At 55.5% G+C, this 20,963-nt stretch carries 26 protein-coding genes and 4 pseudogenes; 12 read left to right on the top strand and 18 right to left on the bottom strand.

Features of this window, described 5'->3' with window-relative positions:
- Positions 1–16: 16 nt before the first annotated feature.
- The 3 genes and pseudogenes from AC6I8M_RS10565 to AC6I8M_RS10575 form a co-directional block, all read right to left on the bottom strand.
- Positions 17–845 (bottom strand): annotated as a pseudogene (locus tag AC6I8M_RS10565) (Cof-type HAD-IIB family hydrolase).
- Positions 846–954: 109 nt separating this feature from the next.
- Positions 955–1,416 (bottom strand): RcnB family protein, encoded by a 462-nt coding sequence (locus AC6I8M_RS10570; RefSeq protein ID WP_010615633.1) that lies wholly within the window; start codon positions 1,414–1,416, stop codon positions 955–957.
- Between the two features lie 769 nt (positions 1,417–2,185).
- Entirely contained in the window at positions 2,186–2,425 is a 240-nt protein-coding gene (locus tag AC6I8M_RS10575) for a DUF1272 domain-containing protein (protein ID WP_010615634.1), read from the bottom strand.
- Between the two features lie 192 nt (positions 2,426–2,617).
- On the opposite strand from AC6I8M_RS10575, the pseudogene AC6I8M_RS10580 reads away from it, so the two are divergent.
- From AC6I8M_RS10580 to AC6I8M_RS10600, 5 genes and pseudogenes are all read left to right on the top strand, one after another.
- Positions 2,618–3,721 (top strand): annotated as a pseudogene (locus AC6I8M_RS10580) (AI-2E family transporter).
- 302 nt (positions 3,722–4,023) lie between these two features.
- A complete protein-coding gene (locus AC6I8M_RS10585) occupies positions 4,024–5,184 on the top strand; it encodes a diguanylate phosphodiesterase (RefSeq protein WP_010615636.1) in 1,161 nt (386 codons plus the stop codon).
- A gap of 65 nt (positions 5,185–5,249) precedes the next feature.
- Positions 5,250–5,531, top strand: a complete 282-nt coding sequence (locus AC6I8M_RS10590; RefSeq protein ID WP_010615637.1) for a hypothetical protein — start codon at positions 5,250–5,252, stop codon at positions 5,529–5,531.
- A gap of 180 nt (positions 5,532–5,711) precedes the next feature.
- Positions 5,712–5,972 carry a hypothetical protein gene (locus tag AC6I8M_RS10595; protein ID WP_021508609.1) on the top strand — a complete coding sequence of 87 codons (261 nt, stop codon included), beginning with the start codon at positions 5,712–5,714 and terminating at the stop codon, positions 5,970–5,972.
- An 80-nt stretch (positions 5,973–6,052) separates the two neighbouring features.
- A complete protein-coding gene (locus AC6I8M_RS10600; protein ID WP_022547412.1) occupies positions 6,053–6,256 on the top strand; it encodes a hypothetical protein in 204 nt (67 codons plus the stop codon).
- Here AC6I8M_RS10600 and AC6I8M_RS10605 read toward each other — a convergent pair.
- A pseudogene (locus AC6I8M_RS10605) lies at positions 6,235–7,690 on the bottom strand (sugar porter family MFS transporter). The gene AC6I8M_RS10600 and the pseudogene AC6I8M_RS10605 overlap by 22 nt on opposite strands.
- Before the next feature lie 349 nt (positions 7,691–8,039).
- Between AC6I8M_RS10605 and AC6I8M_RS10610 the strand changes: the two are divergent.
- The gene (locus AC6I8M_RS10610) at positions 8,040–8,615 is read left to right on the top strand and encodes a TetR/AcrR family transcriptional regulator (protein ID WP_498013782.1); all 576 of its coding nucleotides are present in this window, start codon (positions 8,040–8,042) and stop codon (positions 8,613–8,615) included.
- 23 nt (positions 8,616–8,638) lie between these two features.
- Here AC6I8M_RS10610 and AC6I8M_RS10615 read toward each other — a convergent pair whose 3' ends face one another.
- A complete protein-coding gene (locus tag AC6I8M_RS10615; RefSeq protein WP_318285223.1) occupies positions 8,639–9,319 on the bottom strand; it encodes a BPL-N domain-containing protein in 681 nt (226 codons plus the stop codon).
- Positions 9,320–9,618: 299 nt separating this feature from the next.
- Entirely contained in the window at positions 9,619–10,074 is a 456-nt protein-coding gene (locus AC6I8M_RS10620) for a MarR family winged helix-turn-helix transcriptional regulator (protein WP_010615642.1), read from the bottom strand.
- 77 nt (positions 10,075–10,151) lie between these two features.
- Here AC6I8M_RS10620 and AC6I8M_RS10625 point away from each other — a divergent pair, with 77 nt between their 5' ends.
- The 4 genes from AC6I8M_RS10625 (at position 10,152) to AC6I8M_RS10640 (ending at position 11,221) form a co-directional block, all read left to right on the top strand.
- Positions 10,152–10,397, top strand: coding sequence for an NAD(P)-binding protein (locus AC6I8M_RS10625; RefSeq protein WP_318285221.1), 246 nt, complete (start codon positions 10,152–10,154; stop codon positions 10,395–10,397).
- A complete protein-coding gene (locus AC6I8M_RS10630) occupies positions 10,298–10,615 on the top strand; it encodes a hypothetical protein (RefSeq protein WP_022547409.1) in 318 nt (105 codons plus the stop codon). The genes AC6I8M_RS10625 and AC6I8M_RS10630 overlap by 100 nt, the downstream gene beginning before the upstream one ends.
- Positions 10,612–10,950, top strand: coding sequence for a hypothetical protein (locus tag AC6I8M_RS10635; protein ID WP_022547408.1), 339 nt, complete (start codon positions 10,612–10,614; stop codon positions 10,948–10,950). The genes AC6I8M_RS10630 and AC6I8M_RS10635 overlap by 4 nt, the downstream gene beginning before the upstream one ends.
- A gap of 91 nt (positions 10,951–11,041) precedes the next feature.
- Positions 11,042–11,221 carry a hypothetical protein gene (locus tag AC6I8M_RS10640; protein ID WP_022547407.1) on the top strand — a complete coding sequence of 60 codons (180 nt, stop codon included), beginning with the start codon at positions 11,042–11,044 and terminating at the stop codon, positions 11,219–11,221.
- 41 nt (positions 11,222–11,262) lie between these two features.
- Here AC6I8M_RS10640 and AC6I8M_RS10645 read toward each other — a convergent pair whose 3' ends face one another.
- From AC6I8M_RS10645 to AC6I8M_RS10655, 3 genes are all read right to left on the bottom strand, one after another.
- Positions 11,263–11,478 carry a hypothetical protein gene (locus AC6I8M_RS10645; RefSeq protein ID WP_022547406.1) on the bottom strand — a complete coding sequence of 72 codons (216 nt, stop codon included), beginning with the start codon at positions 11,476–11,478 and terminating at the stop codon, positions 11,263–11,265.
- Positions 11,479–11,627: 149 nt separating this feature from the next.
- Positions 11,628–11,897 (bottom strand): cell envelope integrity TolA C-terminal domain-containing protein, encoded by a 270-nt coding sequence (locus AC6I8M_RS10650; RefSeq protein ID WP_498013806.1) that lies wholly within the window; start codon positions 11,895–11,897, stop codon positions 11,628–11,630.
- A gap of 38 nt (positions 11,898–11,935) precedes the next feature.
- Positions 11,936–12,526, bottom strand: coding sequence for a recombinase family protein (locus tag AC6I8M_RS10655; protein ID WP_498013689.1), 591 nt, complete (start codon positions 12,524–12,526; stop codon positions 11,936–11,938).
- 161 nt (positions 12,527–12,687) lie between these two features.
- Between AC6I8M_RS10655 and AC6I8M_RS10660 the strand changes: the two genes are divergently transcribed.
- Complete coding sequence (locus tag AC6I8M_RS10660) at positions 12,688–13,281, top strand: tail fiber protein (RefSeq protein WP_022547402.1); 594 nt, start codon at positions 12,688–12,690, stop codon at positions 13,279–13,281.
- A gap of 2 nt (positions 13,282–13,283) precedes the next feature.
- Positions 13,284–13,793, top strand: coding sequence for a tail fiber assembly protein (locus tag AC6I8M_RS10665; RefSeq protein ID WP_022548508.1), 510 nt, complete (start codon positions 13,284–13,286; stop codon positions 13,791–13,793).
- Here the strand turns inward: AC6I8M_RS10665 and AC6I8M_RS10670 are convergent.
- The 9 genes and pseudogenes from AC6I8M_RS10670 to AC6I8M_RS10710 form a co-directional block, all read right to left on the bottom strand.
- A complete protein-coding gene (locus tag AC6I8M_RS10670) occupies positions 13,700–14,854 on the bottom strand; it encodes a tail fiber protein (RefSeq protein ID WP_498013807.1) in 1,155 nt (384 codons plus the stop codon). The genes AC6I8M_RS10665 and AC6I8M_RS10670 overlap by 94 nt on opposite strands.
- A 47-nt stretch (positions 14,855–14,901) precedes the next feature.
- Complete coding sequence (locus tag AC6I8M_RS10675; protein ID WP_022548472.1) at positions 14,902–15,444, bottom strand: phage tail protein I; 543 nt, start codon at positions 15,442–15,444, stop codon at positions 14,902–14,904.
- Positions 15,434–16,069, bottom strand: a complete 636-nt coding sequence (locus AC6I8M_RS10680) for a baseplate assembly protein (protein WP_022547399.1) — start codon at positions 16,067–16,069, stop codon at positions 15,434–15,436. Before AC6I8M_RS10680 ends, AC6I8M_RS10675 begins: the two co-directional genes overlap by 11 nt.
- Before the next feature lie 96 nt (positions 16,070–16,165).
- A complete protein-coding gene (locus AC6I8M_RS10685) occupies positions 16,166–16,999 on the bottom strand; it encodes a phage head morphogenesis protein (protein ID WP_498013463.1) in 834 nt (277 codons plus the stop codon).
- Positions 16,983–18,429 (bottom strand): annotated as a pseudogene (locus tag AC6I8M_RS10690) (phage portal protein family protein); the annotation flags it as partial. The gene AC6I8M_RS10685 and the pseudogene AC6I8M_RS10690, both read right to left, overlap by 17 nt.
- A 13-nt stretch (positions 18,430–18,442) precedes the next feature.
- Positions 18,443–19,759, bottom strand: a complete 1,317-nt coding sequence (locus tag AC6I8M_RS10695) for a phage terminase large subunit family protein (protein ID WP_498013464.1) — start codon at positions 19,757–19,759, stop codon at positions 18,443–18,445.
- Complete coding sequence (locus AC6I8M_RS10700; protein ID WP_022547924.1) at positions 19,756–20,307, bottom strand: DUF3486 family protein; 552 nt, start codon at positions 20,305–20,307, stop codon at positions 19,756–19,758. Before AC6I8M_RS10700 ends, AC6I8M_RS10695 begins: the two co-directional genes overlap by 4 nt.
- Positions 20,308–20,309: 2 nt before the next feature.
- Complete coding sequence (locus AC6I8M_RS10705) at positions 20,310–20,621, bottom strand: hypothetical protein (RefSeq protein WP_022547390.1); 312 nt, start codon at positions 20,619–20,621, stop codon at positions 20,310–20,312.
- A gap of 2 nt (positions 20,622–20,623) precedes the next feature.
- Entirely contained in the window at positions 20,624–20,947 is a 324-nt protein-coding gene (locus tag AC6I8M_RS10710) for a hypothetical protein (protein ID WP_022547389.1), read from the bottom strand.
- Between the last annotated feature and the right edge of the window lie 16 nt (positions 20,948–20,963).

The raw sequence follows: 20,963 nt of genomic DNA on the forward strand, positions 1-20,963 counted from the left end.
GCTGCCCGTTGCTTATTCAGCCAGCAAACGGCCCTTCCCCCGCCAGCATCTGCTCAATCACCTGCAGCACGCCTTCCTGATTATTGGACGGTGCACCGTAGCGCGCAGCCTCTTTGACCCGCTGCGGCGCATTCTGCATGGCAAAGCTGAAGCGCAACTGCACCAGCATCTCCAGATCGTTGCCGCCGTCGCCAAACGCCAGCCCCTCATCGCTGCTGATGTCCCAGCGCTGCAGCAGCAGGCGCAGACCGTTGGCTTTGTGCAAGCCGGGCACAATCAAATCCACCGAGCCGTGCCCGCTGGAGGTCGTCGCCGCCGCGCCCTGATGCAGACGCTCAATATCAGCCATCAGAATATCTGACATAATCATCGGACAGATTCAGCGCAAATTTGAACAGCCGGTCATCGCCCACGTCAGCGAGGCTATCGATCGCCTTGAGACGATGGCAGTAGTGACGCATTTTGGCCAGCCACTGCTCATCCATGGTGTTGAAGTGATAAGCACTGTTACGGCCGCAGAGGATATATTTCAGGTTGGGATAGTTACCGCGCTGCAGGGTATCGAGCACGGCATTGACATCCTCGCGGGAGAACGCGCCGCAGAACAGCTCCTCATCCCTATCGAGGATCCACGCGCCATTTTCGGCGACAAAGGCGATCTCACTGGCAATGTCGGGAAAGAAGGATTTGAGCTGGTAATACTGATTACCGCTGGCGACCACAAATTTGATGCCGCGCCGCTTCATCTCCTGATAGCAGGCCTGAAAAAGTGCCCGGTTGTACTGTTTTTTATCGTCGAGAAAGGTGCCGTCCATATCCACCGCCACCATTTTTACCATGGTCATCATGACTCCTTAACGCGTTGAAAGGAAAAACGGGTTGTCCAGAGAATAACCTGGTGAGCGGTGAAAGCGGAGAGAAACACGGATGGCCGTCGCCATCCGTGGGGCAGGATTAGTTAAATGCGTTATTCAGCAAAATGGCGGTGATAATGCCGGTCGCGGCCACCACTAACACATAATTTCCGTCGATAAAGGCCCAGTTCTCGCCGCGCGGCGGCTCATACAAACCGCGTGCCCGCCAGTCGTCGACGCGATAGTGTGGACCGCGAAACTCCGGCGGTGCCGGATAACCACGGCGAAAATCATGACCGCGCCAGGCAAAGCGATCGCCGCCGCGATGTCCTTCCGGCATACGGTGGTCAGCATAGTGGTCGCGACGATCCGGGCCCGGTCCGCGGTCGTGGCCAAAATCGCGATGGTCATGATGATCGGAACCCGGGCCGCGATCTTGGTGGCGGTCGCCGCCGTGCGGGTCCCAGCGATGGTCACCGGGACCGTCGGCCCAGGAGACGCTGGAAAACAGTGTGCTGCATGCAATAAATGACGCAATAATCGTGAGTGTTGTTTTTTTCATGGTGTTACCTCTAGGGATAACGGCAGTCTGCGCGCCGTTGAGGCTTACTATTGCCTAAACACAGCTAAAACAGCATTTCCAAAAGTCTTAAAAATCGGCGACTTACAATACATTACGCCAGGTTAGCGCTTTCTTAACGATTGTGGAGACTTTATGGTGGCGTGGCACGATAAGTGCTGGCAGGAAAATAAGCAGCTAATTCAGCGGGAATAAAGAAAACCCGATCGCGGGGATCGGGCGGACAATGCTATTTCCATAAAAAGCATAAAGCGGGGAGACCCTGCTAAAAAGAGGGTAAAACTGAAGCACACAACGCCACATCACTAGCATTGCCCGGAAAGAATAACATTCATCCGGGCAAAATACTTTCAGAAAACTTCTATTTTCGGAAAAAACCGTAAAAATCTTCATGGCAACGAAAATAACCACCAAACGTAAATAACGTGAAAGGAAATAAGGTCCGGGCTCTGACCAGCTGGAGTTTAGAAATATAGCCAGCCCGTATAAAACATCGACATCAAATCATAATTAATTGAATTTAAACAACAAAAATCAGACCTTGTCATTTTTCAGTTATGACGCCATTTAAGCCGACCGGCAAAATATCTGGTCGGCACATTTCATTTATAACGAGCCCCATATTGCTGTCCCGGAAATTAATCGATGTGCGTGATTAGTATAACGCTAACCTGAAGCGTAAGGTTAAATAACCAGCAAGGTGGCGCACAATAATTATGCGTCGGCTATTAATCCAATTGTGCTGGCGAATTTAGCGAGGTGGCGCAGAAACAGGATATCGCTGGGTCGCAGCCGGATGGCGCAGCAGCGCCTGCGCCGGACGTATCGGTCGCCGTACCAGCTCACCCGCGCAGTTTGGGCAGCGCTGCGCCAGCACGCCTTCAGCACAGTCGACACAAAACGTGCACTCAAACGAGCAGATGCGCGCATCAGGCGAGGCCGGCGGCAGATCTTTATCGCAGCATTCACAGTTCGGACGTAATTCCAGCATAGCACTCTCCTGTCAGGGTTCAGGGCTATCATCGCCGCCGCTGCCCCGGCGCGCCAGCCTGAGATCGGACATCGGGCGGACAAATTGGGACAGCTTTTCATTCTGCACGCCTTGCCTTGCGCGCTAAAAACATTACATTCCGCAAAAGCCGTTCTATAGTTCATTCGCTACGTTTATCTGCGAGGCTTTTGCATGCATGTTAAAGGGTTAAATATCGGTTTCTTTATTGTGATTCTGGCGATTGTCACGGTCGCCTTTTTTGATGTGCTGGCGCCCTATTTCTCCGCCATTTTGTGGGCGGCGATTCTGGCGGTAATCTTTGCGCCACTGAAGTCACTGCTGCGGCGCAAAATGGGCGACCGTAACGGGCTCGCCTCTTTTGTGACCTTACTGATTATCTGCCTGATCGTGTTCACGCCGCTGGCGATCATCACCTCCTCGCTGGTGGTCGAGATCAATACAGTGTACACCAAGCTGCAAACCAATTCCGCGCAATTCCCGACGGTGTTTGCCTAGCTGCTGCAGCATCTGCCGGAGTGGGCACAAACCTGGCTGGCGGATCACAATCTGAATAATGCCGCACAGATTCAGCAAAAACTCTCCAGCTTTGCGCTGAAGGGCGGACAATACATGGCGGGCAGCGTGTTCCTGATCGGTAAAGGTACCTTTACCTTCACCGTGGGCTTCGGCGTGATGATTTATCTGCTGTTTTTCCTGTTGAAAGACGGCGCCTGGCTGGTCGGGCTGATTCTCGAAGCGCTGCCGCTCTCCACCTATGTTAAGCACCATCTGCTGATGAAATTTGCCGCCGTATCCCGCGCTACGGTCAAGGGCACGGTGGTGGTGGCCGTGGTTCAGGGGGGGCTTGGTGGCTTCGCCTTCTGGATCACCGACATCGACGGCAGCCTGCTGTAGTGCGCGCTGATGGCTTTCCTGTCGCTGATTCCGGCAGTCGGCTCGGCCATCGTCTGGGTGCCAGCGGCCATCTTCTTCTTCGCCACCGGTGCGCTGTGGAAAGGCCTGTTCCTGGTGGGCTTCTTCGTAATCGTGGTCGGGCTGGTAGATAACATCCTGCGTCCGCTGCTCGTCGGCAAAGATACCAAAATGCCGGATTACCTGATCCTGATTGCCACGCTGGGCGGCATGGAAGTGTACGGCATCAACGGCTTCGTGATTGGTCCATTGATCGCTGCACTGTTCATCGCCTGCTGGAATCTGCTCTCCGGCCGCGACAACCGGGAAAACGTCGAAGAGACCGACGAAGAGTTTATCGAAGAGGGTAAAACCCGCGTGTAGGATAAACAGCGGTACAACAGCTAAAGACCTGCTGACGGGCCGCTACCGCTCACTGGCAGGATCGTACGGAGCGGCGCTTTAAAGCGCCGCTTGCCTTTTCAGCGCGGCCGCCAGGCTGTCACGCACGCAACGCTGTCTGCGCCTTTATTGACCTTTCCCTCCCGCCTTCACCCTTTTACCGGGTTAAATCAGCCACTGCATACGGGCTGGCCAGCAAACGGCACCGCTCAGCCCGGACGTTTCACAATTTAACCCATGCTGCTAAGGTGTCAGAGGACAATCGCGACAATCTGGAGCGTATAATGCTTACAACAATAATTTACCGCAGCCACATCTCTGAAGATGTTCCCGTCAATATCCTGCCGGAGATGGTGGCAAAAGCGAGTCTGCTCAATGCTGCGCATCATGTTACCGGCATCCTGCTGTTTAACGGCACGCACTTTTTTCAAATTCTGGAAGGGCCGGAGCAAGGCGTTCTGGCAATTTACGCCCGCATCTGTGCCGACCGGCGTCATCACAATGTGGTCGCGCTGATGCGTGACTACTCTCCTTCGCGGCGTTTCGGTAATGCCGGCATGGAGCTGTTCGATTTGCGTAATCACAACAGCGGCAGTGTGCTGCAGGCGGTGCTTGATCGTGGCACGTCGAAATATCAGCTGACCTATGACGATCGTGGGCTACAGTTCCTCAGAACCTTTGTCGAAGCGCGTGAAAAAGAGAACTACTTTGAAGTGCTGCCAGCTGATTTCTGGGATTTCATCCCTGCAGAAGGGCAATCCCCCGCGCCGGCCAGTGGCGTCACTTTCCGACCTGTGGTTGATCCCCTCGGCCGTGAAGTGACGGCCATTGAGGCGATTCCGCACGCGCAACCCGCCGGACTAGAGGAACATGAGCGTTACACTCATGACCTCAACGTGGTGACAGACGCACGGCATAAAGCCGGCCAGGCCTGTCCCGATGGCATGACGCTGTATATCAGTATCCTGCCGATGACGCTGGTTTATCTTCCCGATGCGGTAAGTCAGCTGGTCAGCGCCATCGTGCAGGCAGAGCTGGTGCCGCAGCAAATCATTCTTGGCGTGAGCGAAACGGAAGTCATCTCCCGGCTCGAAGATTTTTCCACGGCGGTCAGACAGCTGAAAGAGGCAGGCATCAGCCTTTCAATTGATAACTTTGGCGACGGATCGGCCGGTCTCTCTTTACTGGCGCACGTCCAGCCTGACCGGGTACGTATCGGCGCGAATATTGTACGTGATATTCATCGTAGCGGCCCGAAGCAGGCGGTGATGCAGGCCGTCATCCGCTGTTGTTCGGCGCTGGAAATCAACGTCATTGCTGCCGGTATTGAGCGTCCCGAGGAGTGGATGTGGCTGGAGGCGGCCGGGATCATCGATTTCCAGGGCAGCCTGTTTACGCCTGAGGGCGGCGCCGTGGCATGGCCTGAGAGTCGCGAGGCGATCTGAAAGCGGTTAAGCCTGACGACGCAGAACGTCTGAAGAGAAAAACCTTAGGCTCACAGGAGAAGACAATGCTGAGCGATGCCCGACTGCAGTTTATATCCAGCCATCCGGAGGAGAACGAACCGGAGGCGATCTCCATGGCGCGCGAGTTACTTCGGTACCGCAGTGCGCTGGCGCAGCCATGGGCTGTGGTGGAGGGACTGGGTGTGAAGTACGTGGAGGACGGTAACGGTGCGATGATCTGGCCGGCGCGTTACTGCGAACGCGGCGACACCTTACTTTATCGTCTGGATCAGGCGGCTTCAGAAGTCAGCGGGCGCGCTGAAGCCGCGGAACCAGTCAGAAAGTAGCGCCGTGATGGCCGGCGCGAATGCAAATGTCATCCTCTTTGAAACGCCGGCAACTCAATATGCTGATCATTGCGCCGATAACCCGCGTTCGGCATCTTTTACCGGAGTTTGATGTGCTCAATGTGTCCGGTTGAGATTCCTGTGGTAAGCTCGTTGCCCTAACCGCAGCCGGACAGACTGATGAAAAACAATTTTGACGATAAAATGGCGGATATCATCATTGGAGAAGCCGTAACGGCGTTACTCGATGATAACGTCGCCATAAGCTGGGCGGCCCTTAACGACAGGCTGCAGGCGATGCTTGACCGCGAAACAGACAGTGACCGCATTCGTGCTGTGCTGCGTGTCATTGAGGACGTCAGACGGGAAATGGAGATGAGTGCGGTGAAGAAAGAGGCGTTCACTGCCGGGCATTTTTCTTTTTCCGGCAAGCTTCACTGATCGCTGCCTGACAATCTGCCGCGCCTGACGCTGTTGTTTCTGCTATACTGTATGCTTATACACCAACGGATGGAGGTCATTTGAGCGATGACACTACCGCCGAAGATATTTACGCCGTTATTGGAACGGTTGTGGCGCGCCTTCTTAAGCCGGACCAGCACCTGACACTTCAGGACATTACCCATGCACTGCATCATCTTGGCGAAACAGCAAGGTTTCTGTCGGCAGGCGCTGGCGCAACCTGCCTCAGAATGACGATGATTCAGGTTGATGACGCGGCTTGATCCGCAGGCTCACCAAAATGCTCGCGCATGTGAGATTCAATTTCTTCCAGCGATTTCCCCCGGGTTTCCGGCAACATCACCGCAATAAACACCAGGGAAGCCACATTGATTGCGGCAAAGATAAAGAGCGCCTTATTACCGACCAGCGACAGCAAAGGCGGAAACGCCAGCGCCACCACGGCGTTGCATATCCACTGAAACGCTACCGCTGAACCGGTTAATACCCCGCGAACTTTCATCGGAAATAACTCCGACATCAGCAGCCAGTAAACCGGGGAAATACACATCTGCATAAAGAACAGGAACACCAGAATACACGCCAGTGCCAGCAGGCTTTGTTGCATGAGGACCAGCACCGCCCCCCACAGCGCCAGCTGCATCGCAATAACCACCGACAGCCCGGTCATCAGCATCGGGCGCCGGTCAAAATGACTGATGGCTTTAATGCCGGCAAAGGTGGCCAGTACCGATACCACACCGTTGCCGATGGTTGCCGCAATGGAAGCACTGGTGCCCAGCCCGGTACTTTTCAGAATGACTGGCGTGTAATACATGAAGGCGTTCACGCCGGTAAACTGCGCGACAATGCCCATGCCGCAGCCCAGCAGCAGCAGACGAACAATCCATTTTTCTTTTAACAGTTTGCGCGCGGGTGGTCCCTGACGGGCTTCGCGGGCATTCTGCCGCATCTCTGCCATCTCTTTTTTAATTTCGCGCGGATTTTCCCGCAGTTTGCGCAGGATACGCAGCGCCTCATTAAAGCGCCCTTCCGCCACCATCCAGTGCGGTGAGGCCGGGACAAAAAAGGTGCCAATAAACAGCAGAATGCCGGGGATCATGGCCAGCGACAGCATATAGCGCCACATGCCCGGATCGTGCAGTAACAAACTCATGGCGGCGCTGACGACATAAGCCAGCAGTTGCCCTGATACACTCATCAGTTCGTTGCTGCTGACCAGCGGTGCCCGGCGCTTAGGCCCGGCAATTTCAGCGATAAAGACCGGACCCGTTGACGATCCCCCGCCCACCGCGAAACCCAGAATAAAGCGCATCACTACCATGATTTCCAGATTCGGCGCAACCGTGGTGCCTAACGCCCCGGCAATGAACAACAGGGCAAGGCTGCGTAACGTGATACGGCGTCCAAAGCGGTCCGAGACATAACCACTGATGAACGCGCCGAGCGCGGAGCCAAAGGTGAGCGCAGAGGTCACCAGCCCTTCAAGTAAATGGCGTGAGATCGAGACCGCCCTGCGCGGCGGGCAGCGTCATGTAGGGCAGCGCGCCGGAAATAATGCCGGTGTCGTAGCCAAACGCGAGCGCGCCCATCGTGGCGACTAACACCACAAAAAACAGGCGCTGCTGAACAGTAAACGTCAGGCCGCTGCCATCGTCTGATTGAGACTGCGAAGGATTTTGCTTGCTATCGTCCATGGGTGATTCAAGACCTGGTCAATGACGGGATAAAAAGGAGGTTTGAGTATAGTCAGAAACGAGAAAGTGTGAGGCCGGTCACGATTTTTGCCGGATGGCGAGTGAATAAAATAATCCTGCACCGCCATGACTGCACAGTGCATGTTTGCGCCATAGCCGCGCCCTCGCACTACGGTCAAACCATAGCTGGCCTGCTGAAATCCCGCCCCCGACAGGGGGAAAATTTTCTGCTAAGGTACGCTGGCTGGTTAAAGAGAAACACGCTGAGGCGTAACGCAGAAAGGCCGGTCCGGTGACAGGTTGCTGAATCAACGTTCAGCACAACGGTGTCTGGCCTTTAAGGTAGAACGTGAAAAAAGAAACGGTTAAAAAAAATATCATTCTCGCGGCGCTGCAGCTTTTTCGGGAGCGCGGCTTCAACAATGTTTCAACCCGCGATCTGACCAATACGCTGGGCATATCCCGCAGCCATATCTACCACTACTTCAAAAACTGGGATGCGCTGATGCTGGACTCTATTGCTTTCATGCTGGATGAGGACGTTGTTGCTTTCTCTGTAGAGAGTGAAAAGATGGATAATTCACAGCATGACGCCTTTTTTCGTGCGCTGGTGGATTATCTCCTGCCAGACGGGCCGGCTTCTCACTGGTTAATCTACCTCGAGTTGTGGCCGCTGGCGGCAAGGGATAAGCAATATGAGCAGCTGCTGCTCTCCAGCACGCAGACGTGGACGGCGATCATCCGTCAGGGCTTATCAGGCCAAGCATTTGGCCACCTCAGCGAAGCAGGTAAAGACGAGGTGGCGCGTAATCTTCACGCCCTGATTGACGGTTACTCAAGCGCGCTAATTCTTAACTACTCTGCGGATAAGCGGACACATTTTTTTCTTGAGATAATGGCCGCCTTGCAGAAACTTTGTCGCTAGCAGGGATTTTTCCACATAGCCGCTTACCTCCCGGGCTTTAAATCATTAAACAGTCTGGCCATCTTGCTGCCGGCTGAGGTGTAGGCCGGGTTGTTTTTCTCCGGTAGCATCCAGGTTTCATCCGCTTCCGGATGCGGCCCGCTCAGGAGCACCGTGCCTTTGCCGTAAGTATATTTTGCCAGGGCGATATCACCGTTGGCATAGCGCGCCAGAGCGACAAAGCCGTGCGCGTCTTCGGCATTCAGGTAAGGACCATCCTGATAATAAAATTTTTCGGTTTTCCCCTGCCAGACAACATCGACAACGTAATCGCCCTCGTCGGGTATGTTAGTCCCCTTACGCATGACTTCAGAGTCCAGCGATGAGGGGATCAGCCCCAGCCAGTTTTCATCGGCCAGATACGCGCCCATGCACAATCCGAGAAAGCTTTTTCCATTGCGGACAAATTTGCGTATTGCCTCAGCCCCTTCGTCGCCCAGCGCAGTAAAGGCGCCGGGGATGTCCTGCCCGCCTCCGGGCTGGATGTACACATCAAAGGTGGCGAGATTATCCTCCGTGACCTTTATTTTTTCCTTCTCTCCGACATAAGCGATGTCCAGCGGCAGACCGCTCTGTTCCAGCGATTTACGGACCATTTCGGAGCAGCCCGGACAACCCGCACCACCGCGATAGATAGCGACATGGGTGACTGTAGCACTGGCCATATTCACGGTGGATAACCCGCCTGCAAGCAGAATTGCAGCATACGTCCGAAGGTTCTTCATCAGATAACGCCAGAAACGGGAGGATGCTCTCAGTAACATTGTTTTCACCATCAGTGGCAGGACCAGGCTCAAAATTAGAGCGACTGCTCAATTTAGAGCTAGCCCGAAGAGGCTGTCAACAGCCTGACAGCGCGAAAAATACAAACCCCTGTTTTAATTACTCTTTCACAGGGTCCCGTCAACGGCTTCCGCGATTGTGCAGGTTGCAGAAGGAGTGTCTGAACCTGACCGACCGGGAGTTATTCGATAAAACCGCTGGCAGACTGCCGTAACCGCCCGGTGATAGCGATCAGCCCTTCGATGTCTTCCGGCGTCAGCAAATCGAGGAAATTTCGCCGCACGCCTGCGGCATGTATCGGCCGCGCTGTAGCAAGCAGCTGGCTCCCTGCCTCGGTCATGCGGACTGAAATCCTTGCGCGAGTAGCGCGGCTGCGCTGTACCAGATCCCGGGCGGCCATACGTGAAAGCTGGTGCGATAGCCGCGACTTGTCCCACTCAAGGTATTCCAGCAGCTCACGCTGCAGCAGTACGCCCTGCGGACTCCGGTTGATTTCCATCAGGATCATGAAATCCGGGCCGGACAACCCGGTCGCCTCATTGATCTCCCTGACAATGCGTCCGGTGATTATTTCGGCAAGCCGGCGACATCCGCGCCATGCCCGCCACTCTGCGTCTGAAATTTCTGTGTTGCCCATTATTTATCCCGTCGCGTAGTTGATATATCAACTTTGTGATTATACAGTATCCACTTTCACATCGGGGAGGAAGAGACATGTCGGACAAACTGACTATCGCTATTGTGGGCGGCAGCCCGGCAGGCCTCACGGCGGCCGTGATTCTCCAGCGCCACGGTTTTAACGTGACGGTGTTTGAGGATGAGCCGCGGATTCTGCGCAGAGTCAGGGCGGCTAACTTGATTTGCATGCTGACAGCGGCCAGGCGGCGCTGCGCAGAGCGGGCCTGCTCGAGCAGTTCATCAACATCGCCAGGCATGAGGATCAGGAAAGCCGGATGCTGAATTACCCTACCGGAGACATTGAGGTCGACAGATTCACGCCGGAAGGTGAAATGGATAAACCGGAAATCGATCGCGGTGAGTTGAAAAGCCTGCTGCTGAGCGCCCTGTTACCCAGACCCTGCAGTGGGATCACAAACTGCATTACGTTGACTATGGCCTGCAAAAAGCGCACGGGCTGGTGTTCAGAAACGGCAGGCGCTACGAAGCAGATATTGTGATTGGTGCAGACGGTGCCTGGTCGCGGGTCCGCCGTTACCTGACACCGGTACGTCCGGTTTATACCGGCATTACCTTTTTTGAAGGCTGGATAGATCACCCTTCCGACCAAATCAACGGCATTGCCGGCAACGGGACCGCTTTCAGCTTTGGCGGTGCGCAAGCGCTGGTCACGCAACGCAACGGCGGCGGGAGGATTTGCGTGTATGCGGCAATGAAGCGCGCCCCTGATGTCATCGATCAACACATAGCCTCCTCCAGGCCTCACCGCCTGGGTGCGCGACAGCTACCGCGACTGGGCCGCTTCCCTGCAATCGGTGGTGAACGCCACTGGTGACTATGTCAGGCGCCCGATTTACAGCCTGCCCGCCGATTTTGGCTGAGCACCGCGTCCGGGCATCACGCTGATTGGCGATGCCGCTCACCTGATGCCACCGGTTGGCGTAGGGGTCAACCTAGCGATGCTTGATGCTTCAGACCTGGCTCTGGCACTGTGTGAGGCCTCGCACCCGCAAAACGGACTACGCTCTGCGGAGACCCTGATTATGGAACGCGCACGCGACATGATGCCTGATGCAATAGCGGGGGTTTCAGTACTGGTTCGATGAAAGAGCGTGACACCAGTTTTACGTGACCAGCCACCAGCGGTTTACTGTTGCTTTTGTTCCGCCTCTTTCTGTTTTTTGGCGGCCATGTGGTGGCCCACCGCGCAGCCAGCTGCCGCACCGGCAACGCCATGATGAACCAGATGACCTGCCACGCCGCCAGCGACGGCGCCTTTCAGGCACCCTTTTGCCTCTGCCTGGGCGCTAACGACTAAAAGAAGGCCTTCCGCTGCCAGGGCCGCAATCCACTGTTTTTTCATCGCCGTAAATCTCCATAAAGATAAGTGTTATGTCAGTGATGCTGAGCATAGCCTGGCCAGGCTGACGGCGTGATATACAGGGGTTAAACGGCGAACTTTGTACCTATGGTTACGCTTATGCAGCAACGGTCTGATAAGGAAAAAGTCAGTCAGGGCGCAAAACGCACCGGTATATTTTCTTTCAGATACGCAGGCCGCATGGAAAAGGTGTTGGCATCTATCGCCTGTTTTACAGCATCGATAGCGACGGCGCACAGATCAGCATCTCCGCCCTGTGCAGTGACGTTTGTCGGTGGCTGACCTAAGGGTTGCGTAATGACCAAATCACATGTCTTACCGTGATATAAATTCGCGTCAAAAAACCGATACTGTTGATGCGGCGTGCGATATTTGAAGCCAAAACGTGCGATAAATGACAGGCTACTTTTGTTTCCATCAGTGCAACGAAATTACACTGTCATTTTTCATCGGAGGCACTTTGGCCTGTTCGAGTGGTACGATCAACGGGACAATATTTGTAGATGCTGGTCAATGAAACATCATACAGTAATGCAAGCTGTTTTCTGCTATGACCATTCGCCAATAATTTTTGAGCTTCCTGTTGCTGTGCAAAAGATAGCGACTGAGGTCTGCCGCCAATACGTCCTCTGCTTCTCGCTGCAGCTAAACCAGCCTGAGTACGCTCAACAATCAGTTCGCGCTCCATTTGTGCTAACGCGCTCATCACATGAAAGAAAAAACGGCCTGCGGACGTAGAGGTATCAATGGCATCCGTCAAACTATGAAAATGAATACCTTCATCTTCCAGATTGGATATTAAAGTAATCAAATGTTTAATGCTGCGACCCAGCCTGTCGAGCTTCCAGACCACCAGAGTATCCCCCGATTTCAGGCAGTTTAACGCGCGTTTTAATCCGGGTCTCTGGTCTGTTTTTCCACTGATTTTATCCTCAAAAATCTGTTCGCAATTTGCACAAATCAAGGATTTTTGCTGTAAATCGGTGTTTTGGTCATTTTTTGACACCCTCATATAGCCAATTTTTGCCATTTTAGCCCCTAATCCTCCCTCCGAAAGCCTTGTCATCGCTGGTTTTGGGCAAAATATTAGCTAAATTCCCGATTTAAGAAAACCTTGGTTTAACGGAAACGGTAGATTGTGCAAAAAATGCACTGGATAAACGGACTGGCGGAACGGTCAATGGTGACATTATGTCACAGGGGGGCCAGATCACCCTGAAGGGGGATGGCCGCAAGCATCTGGGTATTCATAATCAGGATGATAGCGTTCGCATGTGGCTCTACAAAGACAAGGGCGGTGATGGCGTTCGGCTAAACAATGGCAATGACGGCGGCGGCGATTATATTTTTCATAAAGATGGCGGTTTTCGTGCCCCTTCTTCCATATATGCCGGAGCCGCAAGGATAGCCTCTGACGGCAATATCTACGGTAGCATGTGGGGCAATCAGTGGCTGGACGCTTACCTGAAAAAGACCTTCCAGCCCAAAGGGGCCTACGGCAAAGCGAATACAGCGAAGCTCGGGGTCAATGGATGGTTTAAATGCGGGGACACGGGATTGATTATCCAGTGGGGTAAAACTGATAGCGAAAACTTTGACAGGAAAATCCTTCCGCTGCCCCTTCCGTTTCCAAATGAAGGTCTGTGGGCGCTGGGCTGGGTTGCTGAAGCTATAGGGATGGGTGAAGATCTATGTTCACACTCTGCCGGATTAGTCGATAAGGCGCATATCAAGGTTACAACTGACTACAACCTGGCTACAGCCAGGATAGCAATAGGATATTAATCATGTATTACTACAGTCCGGGTGAAAATGCTTTTTTCCCTGAAGAATTAAAACAGGACTATATCAGGGCAGGCAGCTTTCCCAAAGATACCGTTGAAGTCGGTGATGATGTCTGGCTGGAATTTGCAGGCAATCTGTCTCCCAAAGGTAAGCAGCGTATAGTTGGTACGGATGGTTTTCCAGCATGGGGAGATATACCACCACCAACAAAAGAAGATCTGATATCAGCAGCAGAGAAGCGAAAATCCTCGCTGATGCAGATTGCTACCGCCGCCATTGCACCTCTTCAGGACGCCGTAGACCTCGATATGGCAACGGATGCCGAAAAAGCGTTACTGCTGTCCTGGAAAAAATACCGCGTGCTGCTTAATCGTATCGATCTCAGCGCAGCCACGGATATCGACTGGCCAGACCTCCTTCAGAAACCAATCGCCAGAACCACGGTTTCAAGGCTGTTATCCACCGTCACCCTGACGATCCCGTTATCGACCAGATGGGCTGACTGTGATTGACGATCTGCATGAAAATTTATCGCAGAAGCAACATAGCCGATACAGAACAATCCCGCGCTGGGAAATTTCATGGGCAACGGGAAATCATAGGTTCCTTCCCTTTTATCTTTTCCATATCTTGCCCACTGAATAATTAATCCCGTGTCCCCGCATTTAAACCATCCATTGACCCCGAGCTTCGCTGTATTCGCTTTGCCGTAGGCCCCTTTAGGCTGGAAGGTCTTTTCCAGGTAAGCGTCCAGCCACTGATTGCCCCACATGCTACCGTAGATATTGCCGTCAGCGGCTATCCTTGCAGCTCCGGCATACACGGAAGAAGGGGCACGAAAACCGCCATCTTTATGAAAAATATAATCGCCGCCGCCGTCAATACCGTTATTGATGTGTATTCCATCACCGCCCTTATCTTTCCAGATATAGGCGCGCACGTTGCCATCAGCATTCGCGAGAATAAAAGGCTTACTGTTATCCCCCTTCATTCCGATTTGGCCACCCTGTGAAAGAATGTCGCCATTGACCGTTCCGCCAGTCCGTTTATCCAGTGCATTTTTTGCACAATCTACCGTTTCCGTTAAACCAAGGTTTTTTATAAATTGATTTTTGTCCGGGATGTCGGCGCCGTTGTCATTTTTTGATAACTTCTGCTCAAGAAGCTGATTGAGTTTTTCAGCAAATTTAGGGTTATTGTCGATGGCTTTTGCCAGTTTATTCAGTGTGTCTAATGTTGAGGGTGCACTGTCGATCACCGCGTTCAGCCTGTCATTGACAATTTTTACCGCTTTCGGGGTCGCCGCTTCCGTTTCACTGCTGCTCTGATTGGCGTTGCTGAGCTTGACGAAACCCTTTTCACTTACGCTCGCATCCGGGTGGTTTCTCGAGCGCGTATGTGCGGTTAACGCCGCTTCCGCCTCTTTTAATTGCTGCTTTAACCAGGCGGTGCGATTCGCCAGTTCACGCGCGGGTCGGTTGGTGATGCCATCTGGCCCACCCAATACCGGGTCGGAGGTCTCTATCTGGTAGATATCCTCTTCCCAGGCAGCCGTTTCTTTTAAATAGCTCATTTCATCGTTCTCCATCGGGCTGGATCCCATCTTGGCGGTTTTTTTAGTCACAGTGTAGTCTGTTTTCGTCTATTGATTAAGTGTTTTTGCATACTATTAACTGCTGCCTGATTATAGCGCCCGTGGTAGGTCGTCTGAGCGTTATAGCGCAGCGGCACTGCCGTATAATCCAGCGCCACCAGTTCGCTACGCGCCGGCGCAAAGGCCGCCAGCGTCTCGCTATCGGGATACGCTGTCGCCTGTTCCGGTTTAAGGGCCGCTCCCCCTTCGGTTATCGTCACCTCCCCAAACCCCAGCGCCCGTATCATGGCACGAATCGACCAGGGGGTACCCTTATAGCGATGCAGCGTGATGGCTGATTTCAGCATCGCCCGGCGCGCATCATCCGATTCTGCCAGAGACCAGCCATTGACCCCGGTTAACGCCAGCTGCTCTGCCAGCCAGGGCAAGGCCGACGCCTCGGTCATATCCAGCAGGTAAACCAGCAGCGGCGTCAGGTCAATCTGCTGTAACCAAGCGGCCTGTGCCGCCAGCGCCTGAAAATGTTTCTCTGCCGCCAGCAGCGGCGGTAACAGGCTGTTATCGGTCATCAGCACTCTCCGCGCCCAGGGTTAACTGAATGTCGCTACAATGCGCCCATTGCTGCGCGGCCAGTACCGTCGGCTCAAGGGTCTTGAAACTACTGAGCTGCACCCGGTAAACGCCAGGGACGGACAGGGCGGCGATAATCTGGCTGGGCACAATATCCCGACCCAGCTGTTTAGCCTGGCGGGCGACATACTGCTCGGCGGCCTGCCGCGCCTGTTTCAGTACCGGCGCGCCCGGCTGGCTGGCATAACAGGTCAGTTGCGCGCTAATCGCATAGTCGACTTTCTCAGGGGCCAGCACCTGCACCGTATCATTCAGCGGGCGTACCCGCTCTTCCGAGCACAGCGCCGTTACCAGGCTGAGTATCGTCTTGTCCGGCAGCCCACTGGTCAGCAGCGGATACAGGTTAACCGTCCCCGGCTTCGGGCGGGTCACCGCCACATCACAAATCCCCGGATGGGCACTCATGGCATGAAAACGATAGGCTTCGCGTGAACCGGCGGTACTGAAGGACGCCGGAGCCAGGCGAATACGGCTCCGCAAATGCGCATCGTCCTCAGCGTCTGAGCCGCCTTCGCTTGGCGTGGTATTGGTCACCTGGATATCCCCGTCATCGATGGCCTCCATCAGGGTGCTGATTTGCGCCGGTTGCCAGCCGTTACCCTTTGTTCCCGCCTCGCTGCAGGTCGTTATCGGTTATCTCAACCGACAGAATAGTAGCGGTCATTCCGCTCTCCCCAGGGTGTTAACGGCCAGGGTGTGTAACGGCCCCTGATAGCGGGTTAAGTCCGGTCGATACCCTTCACCGGGATTATACGACCAGCCGATATCCGGGGAAAACACCGTATGATTGTCGAGTGTCAGCTGGGCCACTGGCCGCATTTCGCCGGTTTTGCGCGAGACCACCTGCAACGACCAGCGCAGACGGTCACCGGACGTTTCCACTGTTAGCCCACGCGCGTTGACATCCCGCACTGACAGGGCTATCACACTGCAGCGACAGCGCCAGCCATTGGGCGGATAGAGCGCGCGCCATACCGGGTCATCGGCATGAAATACCCGGCCATGCAGCGCCAGATGGCTTCTGCGGGTACGGTTATCCCGTACTGCCACATACATCCAGTAGGGGCGCGCCGCGATATTCGCCCGCATTTCTGCCCAGCGCCCGGCGTTGTACAGGGTGGTGAGATTGGTGCGATAAATCGTCTCAAGGCGCTGCGGACTACCCAGTTGTACAGTGACCGGCTCACCGCTGACCGGGTCAGTGGTCTCCTGTTGCCCCCACCATCCCCTGGCCTGCAGTACCGGGGTTAATTCCTGGGCAAACCACTGCCCGGTTTGCCCCTCAGCCAGCGAGGTGTTCAGTGCCTGATACATGTCCTGCAGGATATCCAGTCGCGTCACTTTGGCCACCGTCGCACTCTGCGCATGGGCGTCTTGCCAGACATCCTGCCAGTCCCAGGAAAAGGTAAAACCTTTGGCTTTCAGGTAAGCAATGACCCGTTTGGGCGGCAGGCTAAACAGCGCCGTCAGTGCGTTATCATTGAGTGTCGGCATGTAACCTCCCCCAGACGCTGGCAACAAACATCACCCGGGCTAAGGTCTCCTGGAGTGCGTCCGCCTGCATCTGTGGATACAGTGTGCTGAGCTGCGCTATCAGCTCGCGGGGAGTCACACCGGATTGCACCGCGTCAAATAACGGGGCCAGCAGCGGTTGCAGAGTGTTGTCCAGGGTACCGTTTTTCATCAGGCTGTCCAGGGCACGGTCAAGCTGTGCCTGAGCCTCGGATGCGGTCTTTGTTTCGTCCTCGGCAAAGGTCAGCGGCGGTGCGGCGGAAGAGGTTGCGTGTGGCGCACTTTCCATCAGCAAATCGCCGGGTTGCAGGCCATATTCACGCTGATAGTATTGCGCGCTGAAAAAGCCTGCCGTTTGCGCCAGACTCTGGTCACGCTAGGGGCCTGCACCTCATCGATGGTCTCCTGCTCCCACAGTCGCCACGTTGGCACCGGCACATCACCAAAGTTCAGCTCAACCAGCCAGCGGAGTATCTGATTCACCGCACTCATCACCATCACCGCATCGCCGTCGCGGATATCGGCGGCGACTTCCAGCCCGGCCAGGGCGGAGGCGTGATTGGTTTCGGCTTCGGTGGTCTGGTTCTGGCCCAGGAGCGCAATGGTAATTTCACTGCGGGCCATCTCAATCAGGTCTTTATACAGACTGCTCCACGCGCCTTTGGTGGCGGGCTCCTTGAATTCAATGCTGCTGTCATCCGGGATAACCGCCACCGCATCCTGCACCATCTGCTCGAGGGAGTGCAGCAGCGGGCTGATATGCGCCTGGTCCTGGCTACGCGGATGATACCCCACTACCCAGGGGGTGCCGTACTTCTCACTAAAGCGCATCCAGAACGACCAGCCGGCTTTCTTGAACGTCACCGGCCAGAAGCACATTGACAGGTCGGGAAAGCCGTAGGGGTTATCAAAGGTGGCGTCTTGCGTCGCCACCACAAATTTGCGCGGCGGTAATAACTCGCCCGCCAGGCCGGACTGCGGGGCCTGAAAGCGCAGGCGATTCTCCGTATCAAAGGTAAACAACTCAGGCGGCTTGCCCACCACATCGGTCATCACCAGATGGCGCCCGTCTTTTGCCCAGCTCAGTTCGGCGGGTTGATAGCCAAAAAGGCCGCCTCCAGCAGTTCGCCGATGAGGCGGTTTATGTCCCACTGCGCCAGGGTCTGTTCAATAAAGCGCACCACAGGCGCAGGTGCCTGCCCCGGCTCCAGTCCGCGCTCCAGGCATTTGACCGCCGATTTACGCCGCCGGATACTGCTACCCACCAACGGCTCAGCGCGTAACTGGCGGTAGACGCTAATCGCCTGGCCTCTGGCGCGTAATATCGGGTCGGGATTGGGTAAATGGCCGAACAGTTGTCCCAGGCCCGCCGGACTGCGGGCGCGGGTAGCAATGTCACTGAACAACGCTTTTTATCGATAATCATCAATATCCCTCCAGCAACAATGAGGCCTGACGCGGGCAACAGGAGTAAGCGCGCACCGGGCCGTGGGGCTGGTCGGCGGCGCTGAGCGCTAAAAACAGCGCCCAGGCACGGTCAGCGTGCCCGGCGGCATCGCTCTCGGCCACAAAACGCGGTGCACCGGTCGGACTCATCACTTTTTTCAGTTTATGCAAATCGGCGCGTAACGCGCCATCGCCCTGTGGCAGTCGCAAGCGGCGGTCTTCAAATACCTCTTTACCGCGCGTGGCCAGCGTGAGTTTATTGCTGGCGGTAAACAGCACCCCCTCGACGCGATGGGTACCATGACGGCGTCTGGCATCCTCCACGGGCTTTTCGCCGAGACCAGTCTGGTCGATGCAGCAGCGCAGTACCCGGTAGTGGGCAAAGACCGCATCGAGCAGCGCATCCTGCTCGGCAAACGGGGCACGCTTGCGGGTAATGATGTCGCGTGTCCAGACCACATCGCCCACCTGTTCAATCACCCATATCACAAACAGGTCATGGCGCAGACCGATATCGACCCCGACAAAACAGGGACCGCCGTTATAGTGCTCAGGCTTGCCGGCCTGCGGGTGCTCTACGCCATCAATCAGGTCATAGGAAAGCCAGGCGGCGGCTTCATCCAGCCAGTGCAGTTCAAATTCCTGCGCCCAGGCGTCTTCATCATTGAGCGCCTGTTTGAGGGCGGCTACATCCCGTGGCAGGCCGTCTTTGACCGCCTGGTAAATGTCGACCCGATGGCGTGACCAGACGCTGTCCAGCGACGGGTCGGTCATCAGCTCATAAAACTTGTTGCCCTTGCCATTGGGGGTGGAGGTGACGCGCAGCCTGTAGCCGTTCGATATCACCGGAAACAGCGCGGCCCAGATTTTGCGGCTGTCAGCATGAAAGGCAAATTCATCGAGAAACACATTGGCGGCAAAGCCGCGCGCCGTATCGGGGTTGGCGGGAAGTGCGGTAATGCGTGAGCCGCCGGGCAGCACTGCCTCCAGCAGGGTGTAACGCTCGCTGCCCGAGCCTTTCACGCTGCCTTCGATTTCACGGATGGCCAGACCGTACGCCTGACAATGCTTTCTGACCCCTTCTTCCATCGCCTCTTTGGCCTGGCGTTCCCCGCGCGAGAGAATGACCCAGCGGGTGCGACCGCCACGGGCCTCGGTCTCAAAACAGTCATCAACCAGCTCCAGCGTGGTGGTAAAGGTTTTGCCGGTCTGGCGCGCAAACTGGCCGATTTTAAAGCGCGGCCGGTCAAGCAGCCAGCGCTGCTGGTAAGGGTAAAGCTCCAGTGCCGCGCTCACTGGATGATCCCGTAAATCTGTTGACGGACACGCTGCACGGTTTCCAGGCTGACGTGGCCGTCGTTGTTTTTGACTTCCAGCTCCAGCACATCCAGCTGGGCGGCAATTTTATCGCGCACCTCTGCCTGATAGCGTTTGAGACTGACCGACGAGCGGGTCAGGGTGGCAATGCTTTTGCCCACCCTGGCCAGGAGCGACGCACGCTCTGCGGGCGCCATCTCTTCATCACTGGCCTCACGCACGTCGATGAGCGCCGTCAGAATATCGGCCTGAATGGTGGCGATAATCGCCTCCGAGCGCTTGTCCTGGTCGTCTTCCGCCCCTTCGGTAATGACGCGTGCCATCTCGGTGGCTTCACGAATGGCGGCAAAGCGGCGCTGCACCTTCTGACCGTAGCGGGAAATCTGCGCCCGACCGATGCTGTACCCTTTATCCCGCAGCAGGGTCTCCAGCTCCCGGTAGCCACTGAAATTGCGCTCCGTCAGCGCCCGGTCGAGCCATTCACGCACCGATGGAGGCAATACATCGATATGACTGCGCGGTGCCATCGTCACTCTCTCCAGTATCTGGCGGGGCGGGCAATGCCGGGGATATCGTCGGTGACGTATTCCACCTGGTTCACCCCTTCCGGCGTCATCGTGGCGGTCCATGAGCGCGCCGGCGGTCGGGTCAGGCGAACCAGACTTAAGCCCTCAAGGAACAGTAACTCTTTTTGCAGCTCCAGCATGGTCATGTCCGGGTAGAGCGAGTGGCCCACGTCCCACAGCAGCCGGTCATTGGCCGGATAAGGCCGTGCCTTGTTGACCACCTGCAGTAACACCCAGCGCAGCCCTTCGCGGCGCGCCTGTTCGGTTTCTGTCATCCTTATCCTCCTGCCACCTGACGCAGTTGTATCGTTTCCAGCTTCTGGTAAATCGCGTCAAGCCGTGACTCCACCACCTGCTGATAATGAATAAATTCGTCGCGCCGGACATAACGTTCCGGCACCTCCACTTTGAATTCCAGCACCTCGCGCTCAAGGCGTGAGCCTTTGTCGGACGCCTCACGCATCAACCGCTCCAGCGAAGCAAACCGTTCGGCCTGACGCTTTTCGGTCTCCCGGATAAACCAGCGTGCCAGCCCCGCGAGAAAGCCCGCCAGCCCAAACAGATAGCTTACCAGTACCCAGAAATCGACCTGTAATGTCATGGTTGTGATCCTTCAA

This window comes from Type-A symbiont of Plautia stali, from assembly GCF_059731155.1.

What these genes read in the sequence shown, in the direction of transcription:
- AC6I8M_RS10570 (WP_010615633.1), bottom strand. Translation starts at nt 1,416, where the DNA reads ATGAAAAAAACAACACTCACGATTATTGCGTCATTTATTGCATGCAGC.
- AC6I8M_RS10575 (WP_010615634.1), bottom strand. Translation starts at nt 2,425, where the DNA reads ATGCTGGAATTACGTCCGAACTGTGAATGCTGCGATAAAGATCTGCCG.
- AC6I8M_RS10585 (WP_010615636.1), top strand. Translation starts at nt 4,024, where the DNA reads ATGCTTACAACAATAATTTACCGCAGCCACATCTCTGAAGATGTTCCC.
- AC6I8M_RS10590 (WP_010615637.1), top strand. Translation starts at nt 5,250, where the DNA reads ATGCTGAGCGATGCCCGACTGCAGTTTATATCCAGCCATCCGGAGGAG.
- AC6I8M_RS10595 (WP_021508609.1), top strand. Translation starts at nt 5,712, where the DNA reads ATGAAAAACAATTTTGACGATAAAATGGCGGATATCATCATTGGAGAA.
- AC6I8M_RS10615 (WP_318285223.1), bottom strand. Translation starts at nt 9,319, where the DNA reads ATGGCCAGTGCTACAGTCACCCATGTCGCTATCTATCGCGGTGGTGCG.
- AC6I8M_RS10620 (WP_010615642.1), bottom strand. Translation starts at nt 10,074, where the DNA reads ATGGGCAACACAGAAATTTCAGACGCAGAGTGGCGGGCATGGCGCGGA.
- AC6I8M_RS10625 (WP_318285221.1), top strand. Translation starts at nt 10,152, where the DNA reads ATGTCGGACAAACTGACTATCGCTATTGTGGGCGGCAGCCCGGCAGGC.
- AC6I8M_RS10640 (WP_022547407.1), top strand. Translation starts at nt 11,042, where the DNA reads ATGCCACCGGTTGGCGTAGGGGTCAACCTAGCGATGCTTGATGCTTCA.
- AC6I8M_RS10645 (WP_022547406.1), bottom strand. Translation starts at nt 11,478, where the DNA reads ATGAAAAAACAGTGGATTGCGGCCCTGGCAGCGGAAGGCCTTCTTTTA.
- AC6I8M_RS10655 (WP_498013689.1), bottom strand. Translation starts at nt 12,526, where the DNA reads ATGGCAAAAATTGGCTATATGAGGGTGTCAAAAAATGACCAAAACACC.
- AC6I8M_RS10660 (WP_022547402.1), top strand. Translation starts at nt 12,688, where the DNA reads ATGTCACAGGGGGGCCAGATCACCCTGAAGGGGGATGGCCGCAAGCAT.
- AC6I8M_RS10665 (WP_022548508.1), top strand. Translation starts at nt 13,284, where the DNA reads ATGTATTACTACAGTCCGGGTGAAAATGCTTTTTTCCCTGAAGAATTA.
- AC6I8M_RS10670 (WP_498013807.1), bottom strand. Translation starts at nt 14,854, where the DNA reads ATGAGCTATTTAAAAGAAACGGCTGCCTGGGAAGAGGATATCTACCAG.
- AC6I8M_RS10675 (WP_022548472.1), bottom strand. Translation starts at nt 15,444, where the DNA reads ATGACCGATAACAGCCTGTTACCGCCGCTGCTGGCGGCAGAGAAACAT.
- AC6I8M_RS10680 (WP_022547399.1), bottom strand. Translation starts at nt 16,069, where the DNA reads ATGGAGGCCATCGATGACGGGGATATCCAGGTGACCAATACCACGCCA.
- AC6I8M_RS10685 (WP_498013463.1), bottom strand. Translation starts at nt 16,999, where the DNA reads ATGCCGACACTCAATGATAACGCACTGACGGCGCTGTTTAGCCTGCCG.
- AC6I8M_RS10700 (WP_022547924.1), bottom strand. Translation starts at nt 20,307, where the DNA reads ATGGCACCGCGCAGTCATATCGATGTATTGCCTCCATCGGTGCGTGAA.
- AC6I8M_RS10705 (WP_022547390.1), bottom strand. Translation starts at nt 20,621, where the DNA reads ATGACAGAAACCGAACAGGCGCGCCGCGAAGGGCTGCGCTGGGTGTTA.
- AC6I8M_RS10710 (WP_022547389.1), bottom strand. Translation starts at nt 20,947, where the DNA reads ATGACATTACAGGTCGATTTCTGGGTACTGGTAAGCTATCTGTTTGGG.